Source organism: Allobosea sp. P1_A7 (assembly GCF_056406775.1).
This window is the reverse complement of record NZ_JBFTZN010000061.1, coordinates 12,456-28,850: the sequence shown is the minus strand read 5'-3', so window position 1 is coordinate 28,850 and position 16,395 is coordinate 12,456. Positions and strand designations below refer to the sequence as shown.

At 61.9% G+C, this 16,395-nt stretch carries 12 protein-coding genes; 10 read left to right on the top strand and 2 right to left on the bottom strand.

What is annotated here, in order from left to right:
- Window positions 1-76 precede the first annotated feature (76 nt).
- On the top strand, window positions 77-904 hold the full coding sequence (gene ku / locus AC1D34_RS13105; protein WP_476776594.1) for a non-homologous end joining protein Ku: 828 nt from the start codon (window positions 77-79) through the stop codon (window positions 902-904).
- Here the strand turns inward: ku (AC1D34_RS13105) and ku (AC1D34_RS13100) are convergent, their stop codons facing one another.
- Together ku (AC1D34_RS13100) and ligD are read right to left on the bottom strand one after the other, a co-directional pair.
- The gene (ku, locus tag AC1D34_RS13100) at window positions 905-1,693 is read right to left on the bottom strand and encodes a non-homologous end joining protein Ku (RefSeq protein ID WP_441491017.1); all 789 of its coding nucleotides are present in this window, start codon (window positions 1,691-1,693) and stop codon (window positions 905-907) included. It lies immediately after the preceding gene.
- 75 nt (window positions 1,694-1,768) lie between these two features.
- Window positions 1,769-4,390: a DNA ligase D gene (gene ligD / locus AC1D34_RS13095; protein ID WP_476824432.1), complete on the bottom strand. Its 2,622-nt coding sequence runs from the start codon at window positions 4,388-4,390 to the stop codon at window positions 1,769-1,771.
- Window positions 4,391-4,637: 247 nt separating this feature from the next.
- On the opposite strand from ligD, the gene AC1D34_RS13090 reads away from it, so the two are divergent.
- The 9 genes from AC1D34_RS13090 to AC1D34_RS13050 all read left to right on the top strand — a co-directional run bounded on the left by AC1D34_RS13090 (window position 4,638) and on the right by AC1D34_RS13050 (window position 16,263).
- Window positions 4,638-5,273, top strand: coding sequence for a DUF1989 domain-containing protein (locus AC1D34_RS13090; protein WP_441491015.1), 636 nt, complete (start codon window positions 4,638-4,640; stop codon window positions 5,271-5,273).
- A 148-nt stretch (window positions 5,274-5,421) separates the two neighbouring features.
- Window positions 5,422-6,543 carry an alanine dehydrogenase gene (gene ald, locus AC1D34_RS13085; protein WP_441507753.1) on the top strand — a complete coding sequence of 374 codons (1,122 nt, stop codon included), beginning with the start codon at window positions 5,422-5,424 and terminating at the stop codon, window positions 6,541-6,543.
- Window positions 6,544-6,925: 382 nt separating this feature from the next.
- Entirely contained in the window at window positions 6,926-8,221 is a 1,296-nt protein-coding gene (locus AC1D34_RS13080; RefSeq protein WP_476824431.1) for an NRAMP family divalent metal transporter, read from the top strand.
- Between the two features lie 156 nt (window positions 8,222-8,377).
- Window positions 8,378-9,676, top strand: coding sequence for an MFS transporter (locus tag AC1D34_RS13075; protein WP_476824430.1), 1,299 nt, complete (start codon window positions 8,378-8,380; stop codon window positions 9,674-9,676).
- Between the two features lie 42 nt (window positions 9,677-9,718).
- Window positions 9,719-10,771: a glycosyltransferase family 4 protein gene (locus tag AC1D34_RS13070; protein WP_441491011.1), complete on the top strand. Its 1,053-nt coding sequence runs from the start codon at window positions 9,719-9,721 to the stop codon at window positions 10,769-10,771.
- Window positions 10,772-10,833: 62 nt separating this feature from the next.
- Entirely contained in the window at window positions 10,834-13,083 is a 2,250-nt protein-coding gene (locus AC1D34_RS13065; RefSeq protein WP_441491010.1) for an amylo-alpha-1,6-glucosidase, read from the top strand.
- Between the two features lie 249 nt (window positions 13,084-13,332).
- Window positions 13,333-13,920 (top strand): hypothetical protein, encoded by a 588-nt coding sequence (locus tag AC1D34_RS13060; protein ID WP_441491009.1) that lies wholly within the window; start codon window positions 13,333-13,335, stop codon window positions 13,918-13,920.
- Window positions 13,921-14,261: 341 nt separating this feature from the next.
- On the top strand, window positions 14,262-15,203 hold the full coding sequence (locus AC1D34_RS13055; RefSeq protein WP_476824429.1) for a GGDEF domain-containing protein: 942 nt from the start codon (window positions 14,262-14,264) through the stop codon (window positions 15,201-15,203).
- A 325-nt stretch (window positions 15,204-15,528) separates the two neighbouring features.
- Entirely contained in the window at window positions 15,529-16,263 is a 735-nt protein-coding gene (locus tag AC1D34_RS13050) for an outer membrane protein (protein ID WP_476824428.1), read from the top strand.
- The last annotated feature ends 132 nt before the right edge of the window (window positions 16,264-16,395 follow it).

Here is a 16,395-nt window from a genome sequence, read left to right as displayed (position 1 = left end):
GCGGTGCAAACTGGAACCATCATGGACGCCCGCTCGTTCCTCGCTCGCGTCCGCTGAAATGCTATGGGGGAATGTCATGGCGCCGCGCGCTGTCTGGAAAGGCGTTCTGAAGATCGCCGAGGTGAGCTGCCCGGTTTCGCTCTACACGGCAGCCTCGACCGCCGAGCGGATCTCGTTTCACACCTTGAACCGCAAGACCGGCAACCGCGTCCATCGTCAGTACATCGACGAGGTCTCCGGCAAGCCGGTCGAGACCGAGGATCAGGTCAAGGGCTACGACAAGGGCAACGGCGATTACGTCCTGCTCGAACCGGAAGAGATCGCCGCCGCGATCCCGGAAAGCGACAAGACCCTCACGGTCGAGACGTTCCTGCGGTGCGACGAGATCGACGAGATCTTCTTCGACAAGCCCTACTATGTCGCGCCTGCCTCACCCGTGGCGTCCGAAGCCTTCGCGCTGATCCGCGAGGGAATGAAGGACCAGAAGTCGGCCGCGCTGGCCCGAACGGTCATCTTCCGCCGGATGCGATCGATCCTGATCCGTCCTCAGGACGAGGGCTTGGTCGCGACGACGTTGAACTTCGACTACGAGGTCCGCTCGGCCGAGGACGCCTTCAGCGAGATCCCGGGCATCAAGATCGACGGTGAGATGCTCGACCTGGCCGAGCACATCATCAAGACGAAGGCTGGCAGGTTCGATCCCAAGCAGTTCGACGATCGCTATGAAGCCGCGCTGGCCGAACTCGTCCAGGCCAAGATCGAAGGCCGCAAGATCAAGCCACAGAAGCGGCCCGAGCCCTCGAAGGTCGTCAGCCTGATGGAGGCATTGCGTCAAAGTGCCAAGGCTGGCGGCGGCGAAAAGCCCGCCGCGGCGAAGCAAGCCCCGCGCAAGAAGGCGAGTTGATTATTTGCGCCGCGGTTCCAGGCTGCGCTTGAGCGCGTCCATGATGTTGACGACATTGCCTTCCGAGGCCGGACGCGGCGATGTCCTCGTCGGTTTGCGGCCCTTCTCCTTGGCCTTGATGACACCAAGCAGCTCCTCCTGGACCGGATCCTTGGCAAGCTCCGGCGACCAGTCCTTGGTGCGGGTCGCGATGAGCTTGTCCATCAGGGGACGCAGGTCAGAGTCCGGTGCGGCCTCGCCGATCCCGGCGAAATAATCTTTCTCGGGCCGGACCTCATCGCCATAGCGCAAGGTCCACAAGACGATGCCGTTATCGCGGGCGTCCAGCAGCACGGCCCGTTCGCGCCGATAGAGGACGAGCCGCGAGATTCCGACCGTCTTCGTACGCTTCATCGCTTCGCGGATGACGGAGAATGCCTCTTCCCCGACCTTTGCATCGGGCACGAGGTAATGAGGCGTGTCATACCAGATCCAGCCGACCGATGATCTTGGAGCGAAGGTCTGGATGTCGATGGTTCGGGTGCTCTCCAGTGCCACGGAGTCGAGTTCATCGTCTTCCAACATGACATAGTCGTCATCGCCCCTTGGATAGCCCTTGACCTCGTCCTCGTCGCTGACGGGCTTGCCGGTGACCGCATCGACGAAGCGACTTCGTATCCGGTTTCCGGTCTTGCGGTTGAGCGTATGGAAGCGGACCTTCTCGTTGTCCGATCGGGCCGGCATCATCGCGACTGGACAGGTCACGAGGGACAGCTTGAGATAGCCCTTCCAGAACGTCCGCGGCGCCATGGTCACATCTCCCGACACACCCGGTGAACGCGGTGGCGTGGCTGATCGTTCCCCGGCGCCGCTTTCGGCAACCCGTCAGGCAGCCGTGGCGCGCCTGCCCAGCTTCTTGATCGCGTCGGAGAGCGAGCCTGCCGCGTCGTCATAGCCTTCCCAAGCCTTGGTCGTCTTCAGCAGGCCCGGCACGGTCCGCACGGTAAAACGCTTGGGGTCGAGATCGGCTTTGACCTGCGGCCAAGTCAGCGGCATCGAGACCTGAGCGCCCGGCCGTGCCCGCGGCGACAGGGGGGCGACCGCCGTCGCCATGCGGTCATTTCGCAGATAGTCGAGGAAGATGCGGCCATTTCTGAGACGCTTGGCCATATTGACCACGTAGCGTGAGGGCTGTTCGGCGGCGAGTTCCGCGCAGATATGGCGAGCGAAATCTTTCGCCGCAGGCCACTCGATCTTGTTGCGCTTTCCAGCCGCCAAGGGCGTGACGACATGCAGTCCCTTGCCGCCTGTGGTCTTGCAGAAACTGGCCAGTCCAAGCGCATCCAGCCGTTCGCGCATCTGGCTTGCGGCCTCGATCACCTCACCGAATGTCACGCCGGGCCCTGGATCGAGATCGAAGACCAGGCGGCCCGGCGTCTCCGGATCTCCGGGCGCGCAGTTCCACGGGTGAAGCTCGATGCCGCCGATCTGGGCCGCCGCCGCCAACGCCTCGATCCGATCGATCTGGAGATAGGGCTTCTTGTCGCCAAAGACCCGGACGAGTTCGAACAGGTTCGAGGTTCCCATGCCGGCGTGGCGCTGGAAGAACATCTCGCCCGTAATTCCATCGGGCGCGCGCACAAGCGAACAGGGCCGGCCCTTGATATGGGGCATCATCCAGTCGCCGACCGCCGCGAAATATTCGGCCAGTTCCTGCTTGGAGACAGGCCGGTCATCCCCCGCATTCGGCCACAAGATCTTCTCGGGGTGGCTGATACCGACCCCCATGACAGTGGCCCTCTCGCCCCGACGGCGCGAGGATACCTGTTTCGGCTGCGGCGTCTCGGTGCCTTTCGGATCGGCGGGGAGGTCGGTTTCCACCTCATCTGCGGGCTTGTCTTCGCGCAAGCCCTTGAAGGCGGCCTGACGAGCCATGCCATCCCCGGTCCAGCCGGCAAACTCGATCTCCGCGACAAGTTCGGGCTTCAACCAGGTGACCCCGGGCTCGCGCTTTGGAGAGCCGGCCCCTTTGAAGGGCGAGGCTGTCGCGGCCGCCGCCTTCAGCTTTGGCAACAGCGCCTGCACCTTGGCGGCGCTGTAGCCCGTACCCACCCGTCCGATATAGACAAGATCCGACCCTCGATTGACGCCGACCAGAAGCGACTTGAATTTGCCGGCCGTCGTGGACCATCCGCCGATCACGACCTCGTGCCCGGCGCGGCATTTGGCCTTCGTCCAGCTGTTGCTGCGCCCTGACACATAGGGCGCATCGACCGCCTTCGAGACGATGCCTTCCAGGGAGAGTTGGCAGGCCGATTTCAGGATGGCGTCGCCGCCGGTCTCGAAATGTTCGACATAGCGCAGGATGACGCCGTCGCCGTGGTCGTCGAGAGTCTCCTTCAGACGCTCCTTGCGCTGCAGGAGTGGCAGCTCGCGGAGATCGGCCCCAACGCTGAACAGCATGTCGAAGGCGAAGAAGATCAGATCCTCCGTCCTGCCCTCCGAAATGGCGGCCTGGAGGGCGGCAAAATCCGGCGTGCCATGCTTGTCGAGCGCGACGATCTCGCCAWCGATGATGGCATCGGGCAGGCTCTCTCCCGCCTTGGCGATCGTTTCAAAACGGGAGGTCCAATCGAGCCCCTTCCGCGTCTTGAGCGTGACGGTCCCGCCCTGGACCCGCATCTGGATGCGATAGCCATCGAACTTGATCTCATGCACCCACCCGCCACCATTGGCGGGACGCTCGACACTTCGGCATAGCTGCGGCGCGATGAACGGTGGCATGGGGGCCGGGCGAGATCTCTTGGGAGATCCGGATCGTTCCGGGCTTCGTCTGCGCTGCGCGGCCAGACCCTTCCGGCTGTCCCATTCGGCGTCAGCGGCGAGGGCGTCCTTCGCGAGGAGGAATGGCTTGGGCGAACGCCCCTTGCCGGCCGCGATCGCGTCCATGCTGCGGCCGGAGGCAACGGACGTGTCGGCCTTCAAGACCGCATCACCGTCGCCATCCACGGAATGCGCGTCCCGGTGCTTGATCAGCAGCCAGTTGGTGCGCTTGCCGCCATCCCGGTCATGACGCATCCGAACGAGGACAAAGCTGCCCTCGAGGCGCTCGCCGTCCAGAACGAACTTGAGTTCGCCCTTTTCCAGTTGGCGCTCCGGGCTGATCTTGCCCTCCGGCTGCCAGTAGCCGCGATCCCAGAGCAGAACCGTCCCCCCACCATATTGCCCCTTGGGTATGGTCCCTTCGAAATCTCCATAGGGCAGGGGGTGGTCTTCCACCTCGACTGCGAGGCGCTTGTCGCCAGGATCAAGCGAGGGGCCCTTGGTCACCGCCCAGGACTTGAAGACCCCGTCCAGTTCCAGGCGCAGATCATAATGAAGCCTGGTCGCATCATGCTTCTGGATGACGAAGCGCAGGCGGTTCGATTTCGAAACCGCAGCGTCTCCGTCAGGCTCCCTGGTCTTCTCGAAATCGCGCTTCTGACGATACGCCTTGAGCTTTTCCAAGTGACACTCCGCGTTCGCGGCTGAGCTTGCACGCAAGATGCACGTCCTGGCGGCACTCCGTGCAAAGACATCACAGGAACAGGCGCGGGAAATGATTGTTCCGAAACTTCGAGACCTGCGACGTCAGGGGGCGCGTGAGGTCCAGCTGAAGCGCTATCGTGCGCGCCCCGAACCATGAACAAGCCATCCTGATCGTCAATTAACACCGGCACCTTAGGATGATCCGGAATGGATGTGAGGATCTGGAATGCAGTCGAGTTCTGTGAAGCGTGAGCCAGGCGACCTGTCCATCGTCGTTCCCGCCCAATCCGGACGGTCAGTACGCGTATCGGGTGGCGATATCATCCGCATCGTCGATCCGAAGGGGCAGCAGGTCGCCGATCTCTGGGCCTTCGTCACCTCGCCCCGACTCGACTGGCTGAGCACGGCCCAGACCCGAGACATCAACGAGCGATTGTTTCCCAAGGTCGGAGAGAGCTTCTACAGCGACCGCGGCGTTCCGTTTCTGACATTGGTCGAGGACGGGTCCCCCGGTCCGCACGACATGCTGTTTCCTGCCTGCAACCGTGAACTCTACGAGCGGGCCGGGCTGCACGATCACCCAAACTGCAGGGACAACCTGCTCTTGGCACTTCAGGAAGAGGGCGTTGCGCTACCTTTCGTACCCGATCCGGTCGACCTGTTCCAAAACTCGCCTCCGCAACCAGACGGTCGGCTTGAGGTTCTCCCGTCGATCAACCCGCCTGGCGGGTATGTCGTCGTTCGAGCCGAGTGCGATCTTCTCCTGGTCGTTACGGCGTGTTCGGTCGATTTCCATCCGACAAACGGCGAGTGCTGTACAGAAATCGAGATCGAAGTCGTTCGCAGCTCACGCACTTCGTGATGGGGTGACCAGATCGCCATGCACTGGCCAGCGGGCTCATTTGACGCAATGATCGAGCGCGGGCTGGTGAATGATCCTGCCAGCCGCGCAATCAAACGCGCACTATGGGCCAAACATAAAGGCCCTGGCTCCATGGGAGGAGAATTCCATGCTCGTCGGCGTGCCCTGCGAAATCAAGGACAATGAAGCGCGTACCGGGCTCGTCCCGTCATCCGTCCGGGAGTTGGTCCATCATGGTCACCAGGTCATGGTCCAGTCGGGCGCAGGTCTTGGTGCCGGCATCACCGATGAGGACTACGTCGCGGTCGGCGCCAAGATAGTCGACGGGCCGGAGATAATATTCGCAGAAGCCGAGATGGTGGTGAAGGTCAAGGAACCCCTGGCCCAGGAGCGAAAGCGTCTGCGGCCCGGACAGATCCTGTTCACCTATCTGCACCTTGCTCCCGATCCTGCGCAGACCCGCGATCTCATTCAATCCAAGGCGATCTGTATCGCCTACGAGACAGTCACTTCACCCTCCGGCAGCCTGCCGCTTCTGGCGCCGATGTCCGAAGTGGCGGGCAGACTCGCACCTCAGGTCGGCGCACATGCCCTGGAGAAGGCCCAAGGGGGACGCGGCATCTTGCTGGGCGGTGTGCCGGGAGTCCCGGCAGCGTCCGTCGTGATTCTCGGCGGAGGCGTGTCGGGCACGCATGCGGCGACCATCGCCATTGGCATGGGAGCGCAGGTGACGGTCGTGGACCGGTCGGCGGAGCCGCTGAAGCGCCTGGCCACCCAGTTCGGCAATGCGATCACCACCGTCTTTTCCACGCAGGCGGCGATTGAAGAGCTCGTCAGGCAAGCGGACCTGGTGATTGGTGCGGTGCTGATCCCTGGCGCGTCGGCGCCCAAGCTGGTCAGCCACGATATGATCCGCACCATGAAGAAGGGCGCCGTCGTCGTGGACGTGGCCATCGATCAGGGCGGCTGTTTCGCGACCTCAAAGGCCACCACGCACTCCGACCCGACCTATATCGTCGATGGGGTCGTGCATTACTGCGTGGCCAACATGCCTGGCGCAGTCGCGCGCACCTCCACCTTCGCGCTCAACAATGCGACATTACCCTTCGTGCTGGCCATCGCCAATCACGGCTGGCGCGAGGCTTTGAAGCAGGATCCGCACTTGCGCCAAGGTCTCAACATATGCGTCGGGCAGGTCACCTGCGAGCCCGTGGCAAGGGCTCAAGGCCTGCCATTCGTCGAGCCCCTCGCGGTCATTGATCGCGCATGAATGCAAGCAAGGTTCCGGTCTAAAGCATCGGCCCGAAAAGTGGATTGCGGTTTTCGGGGCAAAGCCGATGCAAAGACAAAGGGTTAGATCATCGGACTGGATACGATCTCCGGTCCGATGATCTAGCAGGGCAACGCTCGCCTCGGCGCGACAATGCTTGTCGGGAATCTGGCCCCTGGGGCGCGGATTGTCGGTTCAACGCGCCTTCAGCTTAGACGGACACGCCGGGAACCATTTGGCGGCGTCATCCACGCATGGATGAACTCGGATCGGGAACGATCTCTGGCTGCAATCCGATCGTCGCGTAAGTCTCCGGCAGATTATTGGGAACATCGCGGCATCTCGCCACTTATGGAGGAAAGGCCGCAGGAGCCGGACGACAATGGCTGACGCGCATGGATTTCGCAGGCCTGTCGTGGAGCCCAGCAAGCCGCGGCTCCTGCATGTTCTGGGCCCCGGGCTGATCGCTGGCGCATCTGATGACGATCCAAGCGGGATCGCGACCTATTCCCAGACCGGGGCGCAGTTCGGCTATATGACGACCTGGACGCTCGTCTTTTCCTATCCTTTGATGAGTGCCATTCAAATCATCAGTGCCCGGCTGGGACGCACCACAGGACATGGGATCGCAGGAAATCTGCGTCGGCATTATCCCGATTGGCTGGTCTATGGCGGCGTAACCCTGCTTCTTGTTGCAAACATCATCAATATTGGAGCGGACATCGGTGCGATGGCAGATGCCTTGCGCCTGCTCGTGGCTGGTCCGCAGCTCGTCTATGTCATTATATTTGGCATTGCTTGCATCCTTATGCAGGTTCTACTGGAATACAAACGTTATGTCAGTGTGTTGAAATGGCTGACGATCGCCCTTTTCGCTTATGTCGGAACCCTGTTTTTTGTAAAGATCGATTGGTTGGAATTGGGGCGGAGTCTTATACTTCCAAGCATATCTTTAAGGGCTGATTATTTGACTGCAATCGTCGCGATACTGGGCACGACGATCAGCCCTTATCTGTTCTTTTGGCAGGCCTCCCAGGAGGTCGAGGATATCATGGCGAATCCGAAGCGCGAACCGCTCAAGGAGGCGCCCCGGCAAGCCGATGACGCCAAGGCGCGCATACGGCTCGATACTTTTGTGGGTATGGGATTTTCGAATGTCATCGCGCTGGCAATCATGGTCACGGCCGCAGCCACGCTGCATGCCAATGGCGTGACGGACATTGAAAGCTCTTCGCAAGCGGCGGAAGCATTGAAACCCGTCGCTGGCGTCTTTGCCGAAGGACTTTTCGCGCTTGGCATTGTTGGGACCGGCCTGTTGGCCGTCCCCGTTCTCGGCGGATCAGCAGCCTATGCCGTCGGCGAAACACTGCGCTGGCCGACGGGGCTCGATCGCAAGCCGAAGCATGCGAAGGCGTTCTACGTCACAATTGCGGTGGCAACCCTTTGCGGAGTGGCGTTGAATCTGACGCCGATCAATCCGATCAAGGCGCTCTACTGGAGCGCCGTCATCAACGGCATCGTGGCCGTTCCGATCATGGTGCTGATGATGGTGATGGCAACCCAGCCACGGGTGATGGGCGTACAAACGATCGGCCGTGGACTGACCTTCTTTGGTTGGCTTTCGACCGCTGTGATGGCCGTCACCGCCATTGGAATGGTGTCTACCAGCCTCCTGTAGCACGGCGTGCACAGGGCGAAACGCGCGGACAACACGTCTGCAATCGCGGCAGCGGCCTGGCACACTGGCGGTAAGGAGCGTTGGGCATCTCTCCAAGGCTCCCTCTGCCGGCTTCGGCATATCGCTTCAAACCGCAGCGCCGCCGGGGGGCGCCCTGTGGACGACGCAGTCATCGACATCTGGGTGGGAAACCACGGCGAGGTTTCAGTGTCGCATCGGCTCAGCCTGGACTGGTTGAACTTCCTGTTGGCGGATTTGCGTGGGGGCCTTGGGCCCTATGTCAACGTGTTCCTCCTGACGGATGTCGGGTGGGATCAAGCGACGATCGGGGCGCTCCTGACCGTAAGCGGGCTGATCGGCATTGCCTTTCACGCCCCTATCGGCGCCTTGATCGATGCCACGCGGGCCAAGCGGGCCCTCATAGTCGGCGGGGCCTGGGCCCTGGCGACGCTGGGCGCTGCCATTGCGACGGTCCCGACACTAGCGGTTGTCTTCGTCGCGGACGTCAGCATGGCGCTGTTGGGGGCCGTCTTTGCACCGACGATTGCGGCGATCACGGTGGGAATGTTCGGGCCGCGCGGCATTGCCCGGCAACTTGGGCGCAATGCGGCGTATGACCGCATCGGCAATGTGTTCATTGCTGCACTTGCTGCGCTGATCGGCACCCATTTCGGGCAACGCGGCGTCTTCTACATGCTTCCRCTGTTTGCAGGATTGGCGACGATTGCCGCGCTTTCGATTCCCGCGAGCGCGATCGACCATCGATTGGCCCGCGGTCTCGAAGGACCGAGCCGCGACCGGGGCGGTCCCTATGCATGGCGACGGCTGTTTGCCGAGCGGCCCTTTGCGGTGCTCGCGATCGGAGCTGCATTGTTMCATTTCGCCAATGCGCCGATGCTGGCCCTTGCGAGCCAGAAGCTTGCCTTGGAGGCCAAGGGCTTCGAGACGGCCGTGACGTCCGCGGCGATCATCGTCGCCCAACTGGCGACGATCCCGATGGCTTTCCTTGTCATGCGGGCCAATCTCATCGGTGGGAAGTGGCTGCTGACGCTGGCATTCGCCGCTGTGCCTCTGCGCGGCATCTTGTTCGCGCTTGTCGATGACCCCTACTGGATGATCGGCTTCCAACTTCTCGACGGAGTCGGCGCAGGGCTGTTCGACGTGTTGCTGCCGCTTATTCTTTATGGTGCCGTCCGTGGCAGCGGTCGTTACAATATGGCTCGCGGGATCATCGGCACGATTCAGGGCATTGGCGGTGCGTCGAGCTATGTGTTTGCCGGCAGTCTCGTGGTCTGGGCCGGATACAGCGTTGCCTTTGCCGTGCTGTCCGCAGTGGGGCTGGTCGCGCTTATCCTGATGGTGATGGCAATGCCGGAAACGGTCCCCCGGATCCGGGCCGCGCAGGCTGCCGGCGGTCAAGGCGTCCGAACTTTTCCGCCCGACCGGAGTTGCTAGCTCGCCGTGCCGGCAGACGTCAGCGGCGTTTGGAGAAATCGGATGCGGATTGCGCAAGTTGCACCGCTGGCCGAGTCGGTTCCGCCGAGACTGTATGGCGGGACGGAGCGGGTCGCGTCCTGGCTCACCGAAGAGCTTGTTCGGCAAGGACATCAGGTCACTCTGTTCGCATCGGCCGATTCAACGACGTCCGCCGAGCTTGTCGCTTGCGCACCGCAGGGCTTGCGGCTTGCGGGCATTCGCGATCACACCGCGAGCCATCTTGCCATGCTTGCGAAGGTCCGGGCGCGTGCGGCTTCCTTCGACATTATCCATTTCCATCTCGATCTGCTGCAGCATGCCTTGTTCACGGATCTCGCGCACAAATGCGTGACGACGCTGCATGGCCGCTTGGACCTGCCCGATTTTCTCCCGGTCTATGAGGCCTTCCCCCAGATGCCGCTGATATCGATTTCCGATTGCCAACGGAAACCGATGCCGGCAACTGCGAATTGGCTGGCGACCGTCCATCACGGATTGGGTCCGGGCCTTTGCCCATTCGACGCGCGGGGAGGGGCGTATCTGGCCTTCCTCGGGCGCATCACGCCGGAGAAGCGACCGGATCGCGCGATCGAGATCGCCAAGCGTGCCGGCATGCCGCTCAAGATCGCGGCGAARGTCGATCCGGTTGATGAGGAGTATTTCAGGACCCGGATCTTGCCGCTGCTCGATCATCCCTCAATCGAGTTCATCGGGGAAATCGACGAGGCGCAGAAATCTGCGTTCCTCGGCGGCGCTTGCGCCCTGCTGTTTCCGATCGATTGGCCAGAGCCGTTCGGGCTTGTGATGATCGAAGCGATGGCGGCGGGAACGCCGGTTATCGCTTGGCGCAACGGTTCCGTGCCTGAAGTCGTAAGGGATGGCGTATCCGGGATCCTCGTCGACTCCATCGCTGAAGCYGTTGCCGCTGCAAAGCATAGCGTTGCCATGGATCGCTTCCAGGTCCGGCGGTATTTCGACGGCCATTTCACCGCCGCCCGGATGGCGACCGACTATCTCGACGCCTTCAACCACTTGCTGCGTTCGTCGGGGGACGCCCGAAGGGCCGCAGAATAGACGCAGAACCATGACCCAATCCGCGCGGACCTGCCAGATCTCCAGCGAGGAGGAGCAGTGGGATGAATGAGCACAGCGTCGCCGCAGGCGAGCGCCAGATCCCGCCTCTGCAGGAACAACTGGCCGAGCACGCCCTCGATGCCCACCCGTCGCTCGTAGAGCGCCCATTGCGCACACTGAAGGCAGGCGATGCGTTCGCTGTTCTCGACAGCTATGGCGACCTCGGCATCACCCCCGACACGTCGGAGGGGCTATTCTCCAGCGACACCAGGCATCTTTCGCGGCTGCAACTGTTCTTCGAAGGGAAGCGGCCCCTCCTTCTCAGCTCGGTCATCCAGGACGACAACGCGTCCTTGACGGTTGATCTGGCCAATCCTGAGATTACCCGGAAAGATGGCACGACGGTCATTCCACGTGACGCGATCGCCATCGAGCGGACCAAGTTTCTCTGGAATTCCGTTTGCTATGAGCGTGTCGGATTGCGCAATTTCGACCGCATTCCCCACGAATTCAGGCTTTCCCTGTCTTTCGCGGCAGATTTCCGGGATCTCTTCGAAGTCAGGGGCATGAAACGCGCTCATCGCGGCGAGTTCGATGTCACGGTGTCTTCACAGATTGTGCGGTTCCTCTATCGCGGCCTCGATGACCGGGTGCGCAGAACCGTTCTTCGTTTCGAACCGGGACCGATTCAATTGACGCAGGACTTTGCGTCCTTTCAATTTTCACTCAAGCCCGGGGAGCGAACCTCGCTTCTCATCGCCATTGCCTGCGATATGCTTGACGCGCCGAGCCGAGGCGTGAGGTCCGAAGCAGATGCGCCCGGCGTGCCGCCTCAAGGCTTTGCCAAGGCCTATCAGGACGCTCGCCGGGATCTGCGCGCGCTGACCTCAAACATTGCCAAGGTCGAGTCCAAGAATACCCACTTCACGGATATTGTCTGCCGCTCGACGTCGGATCTTTACACGCTCATGACCCGGAGTGCCGACGGAGTTTACCCCTATGCTGGCATTCCGTGGTTTTCGACGATGTTCGGGCGCGACGGCATTATCACGGCCATGATGTTGCTGTGGACCGATCCCTTGGTGGCGCGGGGCGTACTGCTCCAGCTGGCGAAGGCACAGGCCGTCGCCGCTGAACCCGAAGCCGATGCGCAGCCGGGCAAGATCCTGCACGAACGGCGAAGCGGAGAGATGGCCAATCTCGGTGAGGTTCCGTTCGGCTTCTATTACGGCTCCGTCGATGCCACCCCGCTATTCGTTATGCTGGCAGGCCAGTATTTTGGTCGCACTGGTGACCGGGCGACGATCGAACAGATCTGGCCGAACATCGAGGCCGCACTTCAATGGTGCGACACATTCGGAGATCGCGACGGCGACGGATTTGTCGAATACTTTCGCGAGACCGAAAATGGCCTGGCCAATCAAGGCTGGAAGGATAGCCACGATTCGATCTCGCATGCCGATGGCTCCTTGGCTCAGGGACCGATCGCCCTCGTCGAGGTTCAGGCCTATGTCTATGCCGCGAAGCAAGCTGCAGCCACGATGGCGAGCGCTCTCGATCTCGGTGAGCGCGCCCACGCGCTACGGCGTGAAGCATCGATCTTGCAGGAGCGGTTCGACCGCGCTTTCTGGTGCGAGGATATCGGCTCCTACGCATTGGCGCTGGACGGAAACAAGCGGCAGTGTCGCGTTCGGTCTTCCAACGCCGGTCATGCTCTGTTCGGTGGCATCGCCTACCCCTCGCGGGCGGCGCAGGTCGCCCAATCACTCATGAGTGAAGGGGGGTTCAGCGGCTGGGGCATTCGCACGCTCAATGTCAATGAAGCCCGCTACAATCCGATGTCCTATCACAATGGCTCTGTGTGGCCTCATGACAACGCGCTGATCGCCCTCGGCTTTGGCAATTACGGCCTGAAAGCCGAGGCTGCACGGCTGTTCGAGGCTATCTTTGATGCCGCTGCCTATCAGGAACAGCGCCGCCTGCCGGAGCTCTTCTGCGGCTTCCTGAGACGGCGTCGACGTGGACCGACTGCCTATCCCGTCGCCTGCTCGCCTCAGGCCTGGGCTGCAGCCGCGCCCTTCGCGATGCTGGCCGCTTGCCTCGGGCTGCAATTGCCGGCGGCGACGAACGAGGTCAAACTCCTGGATCCCGTGCTGCCTTCGTTTCTCGACGATGTGACAATTCGCGGGCTGAGACTTGGGGCCTCACGATTCGATGTGCGCGTGCATCGGCATGAGAGCGATGTCACGATCAATGTCCTGAAGCGGTGGGAAGACAGCAACGCTCGCGTCGTTCTGGTCAAAACCAAGTAATCCGGGCACGGGGGCTGCGCCTCCAGGACGAACTCGCCGGCGACCGAGGTTGCGCGGGTCGGTGTCCACGCTTTCCGCGCCGCAGGGAGTAGGCGATGCCTGCATTGCCTCGGTGGAAGAGGGGGTCTTTCTGGCAAGCGTCGCTTCAAATTTCCGACGTGATTTCAACCCCTTCGAGGCAAGAGTGAACGATCCGCTTCGAATCTGAACCGGATTCCATTTTCCGGCCGGATGTTCTAATCACACGCGATGGATACCGTCGCGCCACATGAACTCTTTCCCCATGTCCGCATCGTAATGGGCATGATCATCGGCCTCGGCATCACCCGGATGCTGACCGGCATCGCCGGTTTCATCCAGCATCCCGATCGTTATCGCGTCTCGATGCTTCACATGCTCTGGGTCGGCTCGATCCTGCTGGAACTCGTGCTGTTCTGGTGGTGGGAATTCGGGCTGTCGCGCATCCACAACTGGAGCTTCGGCGTCTACATCTTCCTGATCGGCTACGCGATCGTGCTCTATTTGCTGTCGGCGCTGCTGTTTCCGGACAACGTCGCTGAATATGCCGGCTACGAGGACTTCTTCATCAACCGGCGGCGCTGGTTCTTCGGCCTCATGGCGACGTCCTTCGTTCTCGACGTGGTCGATACCCTGATCAAGGGCACGGAGCGCTGGACCCAGCTCAGCGGCGATTACTTGATCCAGGTACCGATTGGCCTGGCTCTCTGTCTCGTTGCCTGTGTTTTCGCGCAACGTTGGATCCAGATGTCCATGGCTGCCGTGCATCTTGCCTATCAGGGCTATTGGATCGGGCGCATCGTCTACAACATGCAGTGACGACGCGGCCCGATCGGAACTTCAGCCGGAACGAGCCGGGTCGCGACTGCAGGCGACCTTATGGAAACCTTGCGCGCCAGTGCCTGAGCCAGGGCGCCGGCAAGGCCGGCAGCAAGGCGCTCGACCGCTCCTCGGCAAAAGGCAGGTTGATCGGCAGTGCGAGGGTTGGGTACGGTGAGCCATCGTCACTGCATACTGGCCTTATGCTGCAAACCTCCGCTCGACTGCCTGATCGGCAGTCCCTTTCCGGCAATGCCGTGCTCGTCGGACAGAAACCGGGCCGGTCATTCGTCGAGTGAAGGGCTGCTTCCCCTCCCGGTAACGTGTTAGGTTCCCGATCGATGGACGAGACGACTCAACAGCTCATTGAGATGCTTGAGGGCTCCCCGGTCCTGGTCGCCCTGTATGACCAGTTCGACCGGCTTCGAAAGGCGAACCGAGCCTTTCGCCAGGCCTATTCCATCCGCGCCAGCGAGGATCCGTCCTGGTCGGAGATCATGCGCCGGAATTTTTCGGCGGAAACCGGGACGGTCGTTCGAACCAAGAATTTCGAGGAATGGCTGATCTCGACGCAGTCGCGGCGAGGCAAGGTCGGGTACCGCGCCTACGAGACCGATCTGCATGACGGGCGGTGGCTCTGGATGACCGAGATGGTCAGCGATGACGGCTGGATGCTCTGCATCGCGAGCGTCACGACCGATCTCCATTCCGACAAGAGAACTCTGCGCCAGGACCGGGACAGTGCGGTCAAGGCCTCGTACACGGACGAACTGACCGGGGTCGCCAACCGCCGGTTCGTGATGGCCCGGATCGACGACATGCTGCTTCAGCGGCGCCTGGACAGCCGCCTGACGGGCTGCCTGGCCGTTCTCGATATCGACCATTTCAAGGTCATCAATGATCGCTTCGGGCACGCGGCTGGGGATGAAATCCTGTGCCGATTTGCCAAGGAGATCCACGCGAATGTCAGGCGCTCCGATTGTTTCGGCCGGGTCGGCGGCGAAGAATTCGTCCTGGTCATGCCCAGGACATCCGCGGACGAGGCCGCGCTGGTCCTGGAACGCATGCTCATTGTCGTTCGGGCGATGAAGCCGCTCGGCGGCCATGGTGATTTCCGCTGCACCTTTTCGGCAGGCATCGCCGAGACGGACCCGACGGATGTATCGCTGAGCCTGTACGCGCGTGCCGACAAGGCCCTCTATGCCGCCAAGTCGAGAGGCCGAAACTGCATTGTCGCGGCCGAGGGCGAAGCCGAGCGATCCCCCCAATYGATCGCGCCGTAGCGCGCAATTCTCATTCGCAACCGGGAGACCCTCGCCATCGGTCGCAACGTCGCGCGAGGATGATTTGGCGGGCGCGCGGGCCGGGCCATGACGGCGGATGCTGGACTGAAAATGCGCCGGCGGGCATGGCGACTGTGAAGCGGGCCGGCGGATCGGGACGCCGCGGGCAGCGCAGATTCCACGTTTGGAATCGGCTAGTTGGCCAAAGCATCTCTATCGGAATACTAGGCCATTCCTGCAGTAAAGGATGGTCGATTATTGAGGTTCACCGGTGTGGATTGTTGTGCAACAATTGTGAGGTGAAATGCTGACCTCGGAGGACACCATGCGACTAGGACTTGTATCCACCGCCGTCCTTGCAACCTGCCTGGCTACGTCTGCCTTCTCCGCCGATCTTCCCAGCCGCCAAGCGCCGCCTCCCCCGATCGTCTACGCTCCCGTCTTCACCTGGGCCGGATTTTACATCGGCCTCAACGCCGGCATGGGCTGGGCCGACTCGGGCAACATCACCRTTACCGGGCCGACAGCTGGCTCTTCCGGAATTCTGGGCGGCAATRGCGGCGAYGGCRCSTTCGTCGGCGGCGGCCAGATCGGCTATAACTGGCARTCCGGCGCRTGGGTCTACGGTCTCGAGACCGATATCCAGTATGTCGGATCGAACGGCAATATGTCCTGGGGGCAATACACCTGGTGGGCAAAYAATGGCGGTGGTGACGGCGGSTATTTCGGCACCGTGCGCGCCCGCATCGGTTAYGCCTTCGATCGGACCCTGGTCTACATCACGGGCGGTCTGGCCTATGGCGGCCTGAACAGCAACCCSCTGACCGGCAAYACGACAAGCAAYGCYGGCTGGACCATCGGTGGCGGYGTCGAATACGCCTTCACCAATAACTGGACSGTCAAGCTCGAAGGTCTCTACGTCGATACCGGCGAGGGCCGACAGACCCGGGTCTTCCAAAACCCCGCGGGCGGCGTGCTCCCGGCCGGAATCTATACCGCGACCACCAGTGGCGGCGGCGGCGGCGGCATCGTTCGCGTCGGCGTGAACTACAAGTTCTGAGCCGCGCATCCTGGATCTGCAAACAGCCCGGACCATGCGCCGGGCTGTTTCCGTTTCTTCGGCCTCGCGGCGGGCGGGGCGGGACTGGGCAATTCGACCGCATCGTGTCGATCGAGATGAGAGCCGGGGATT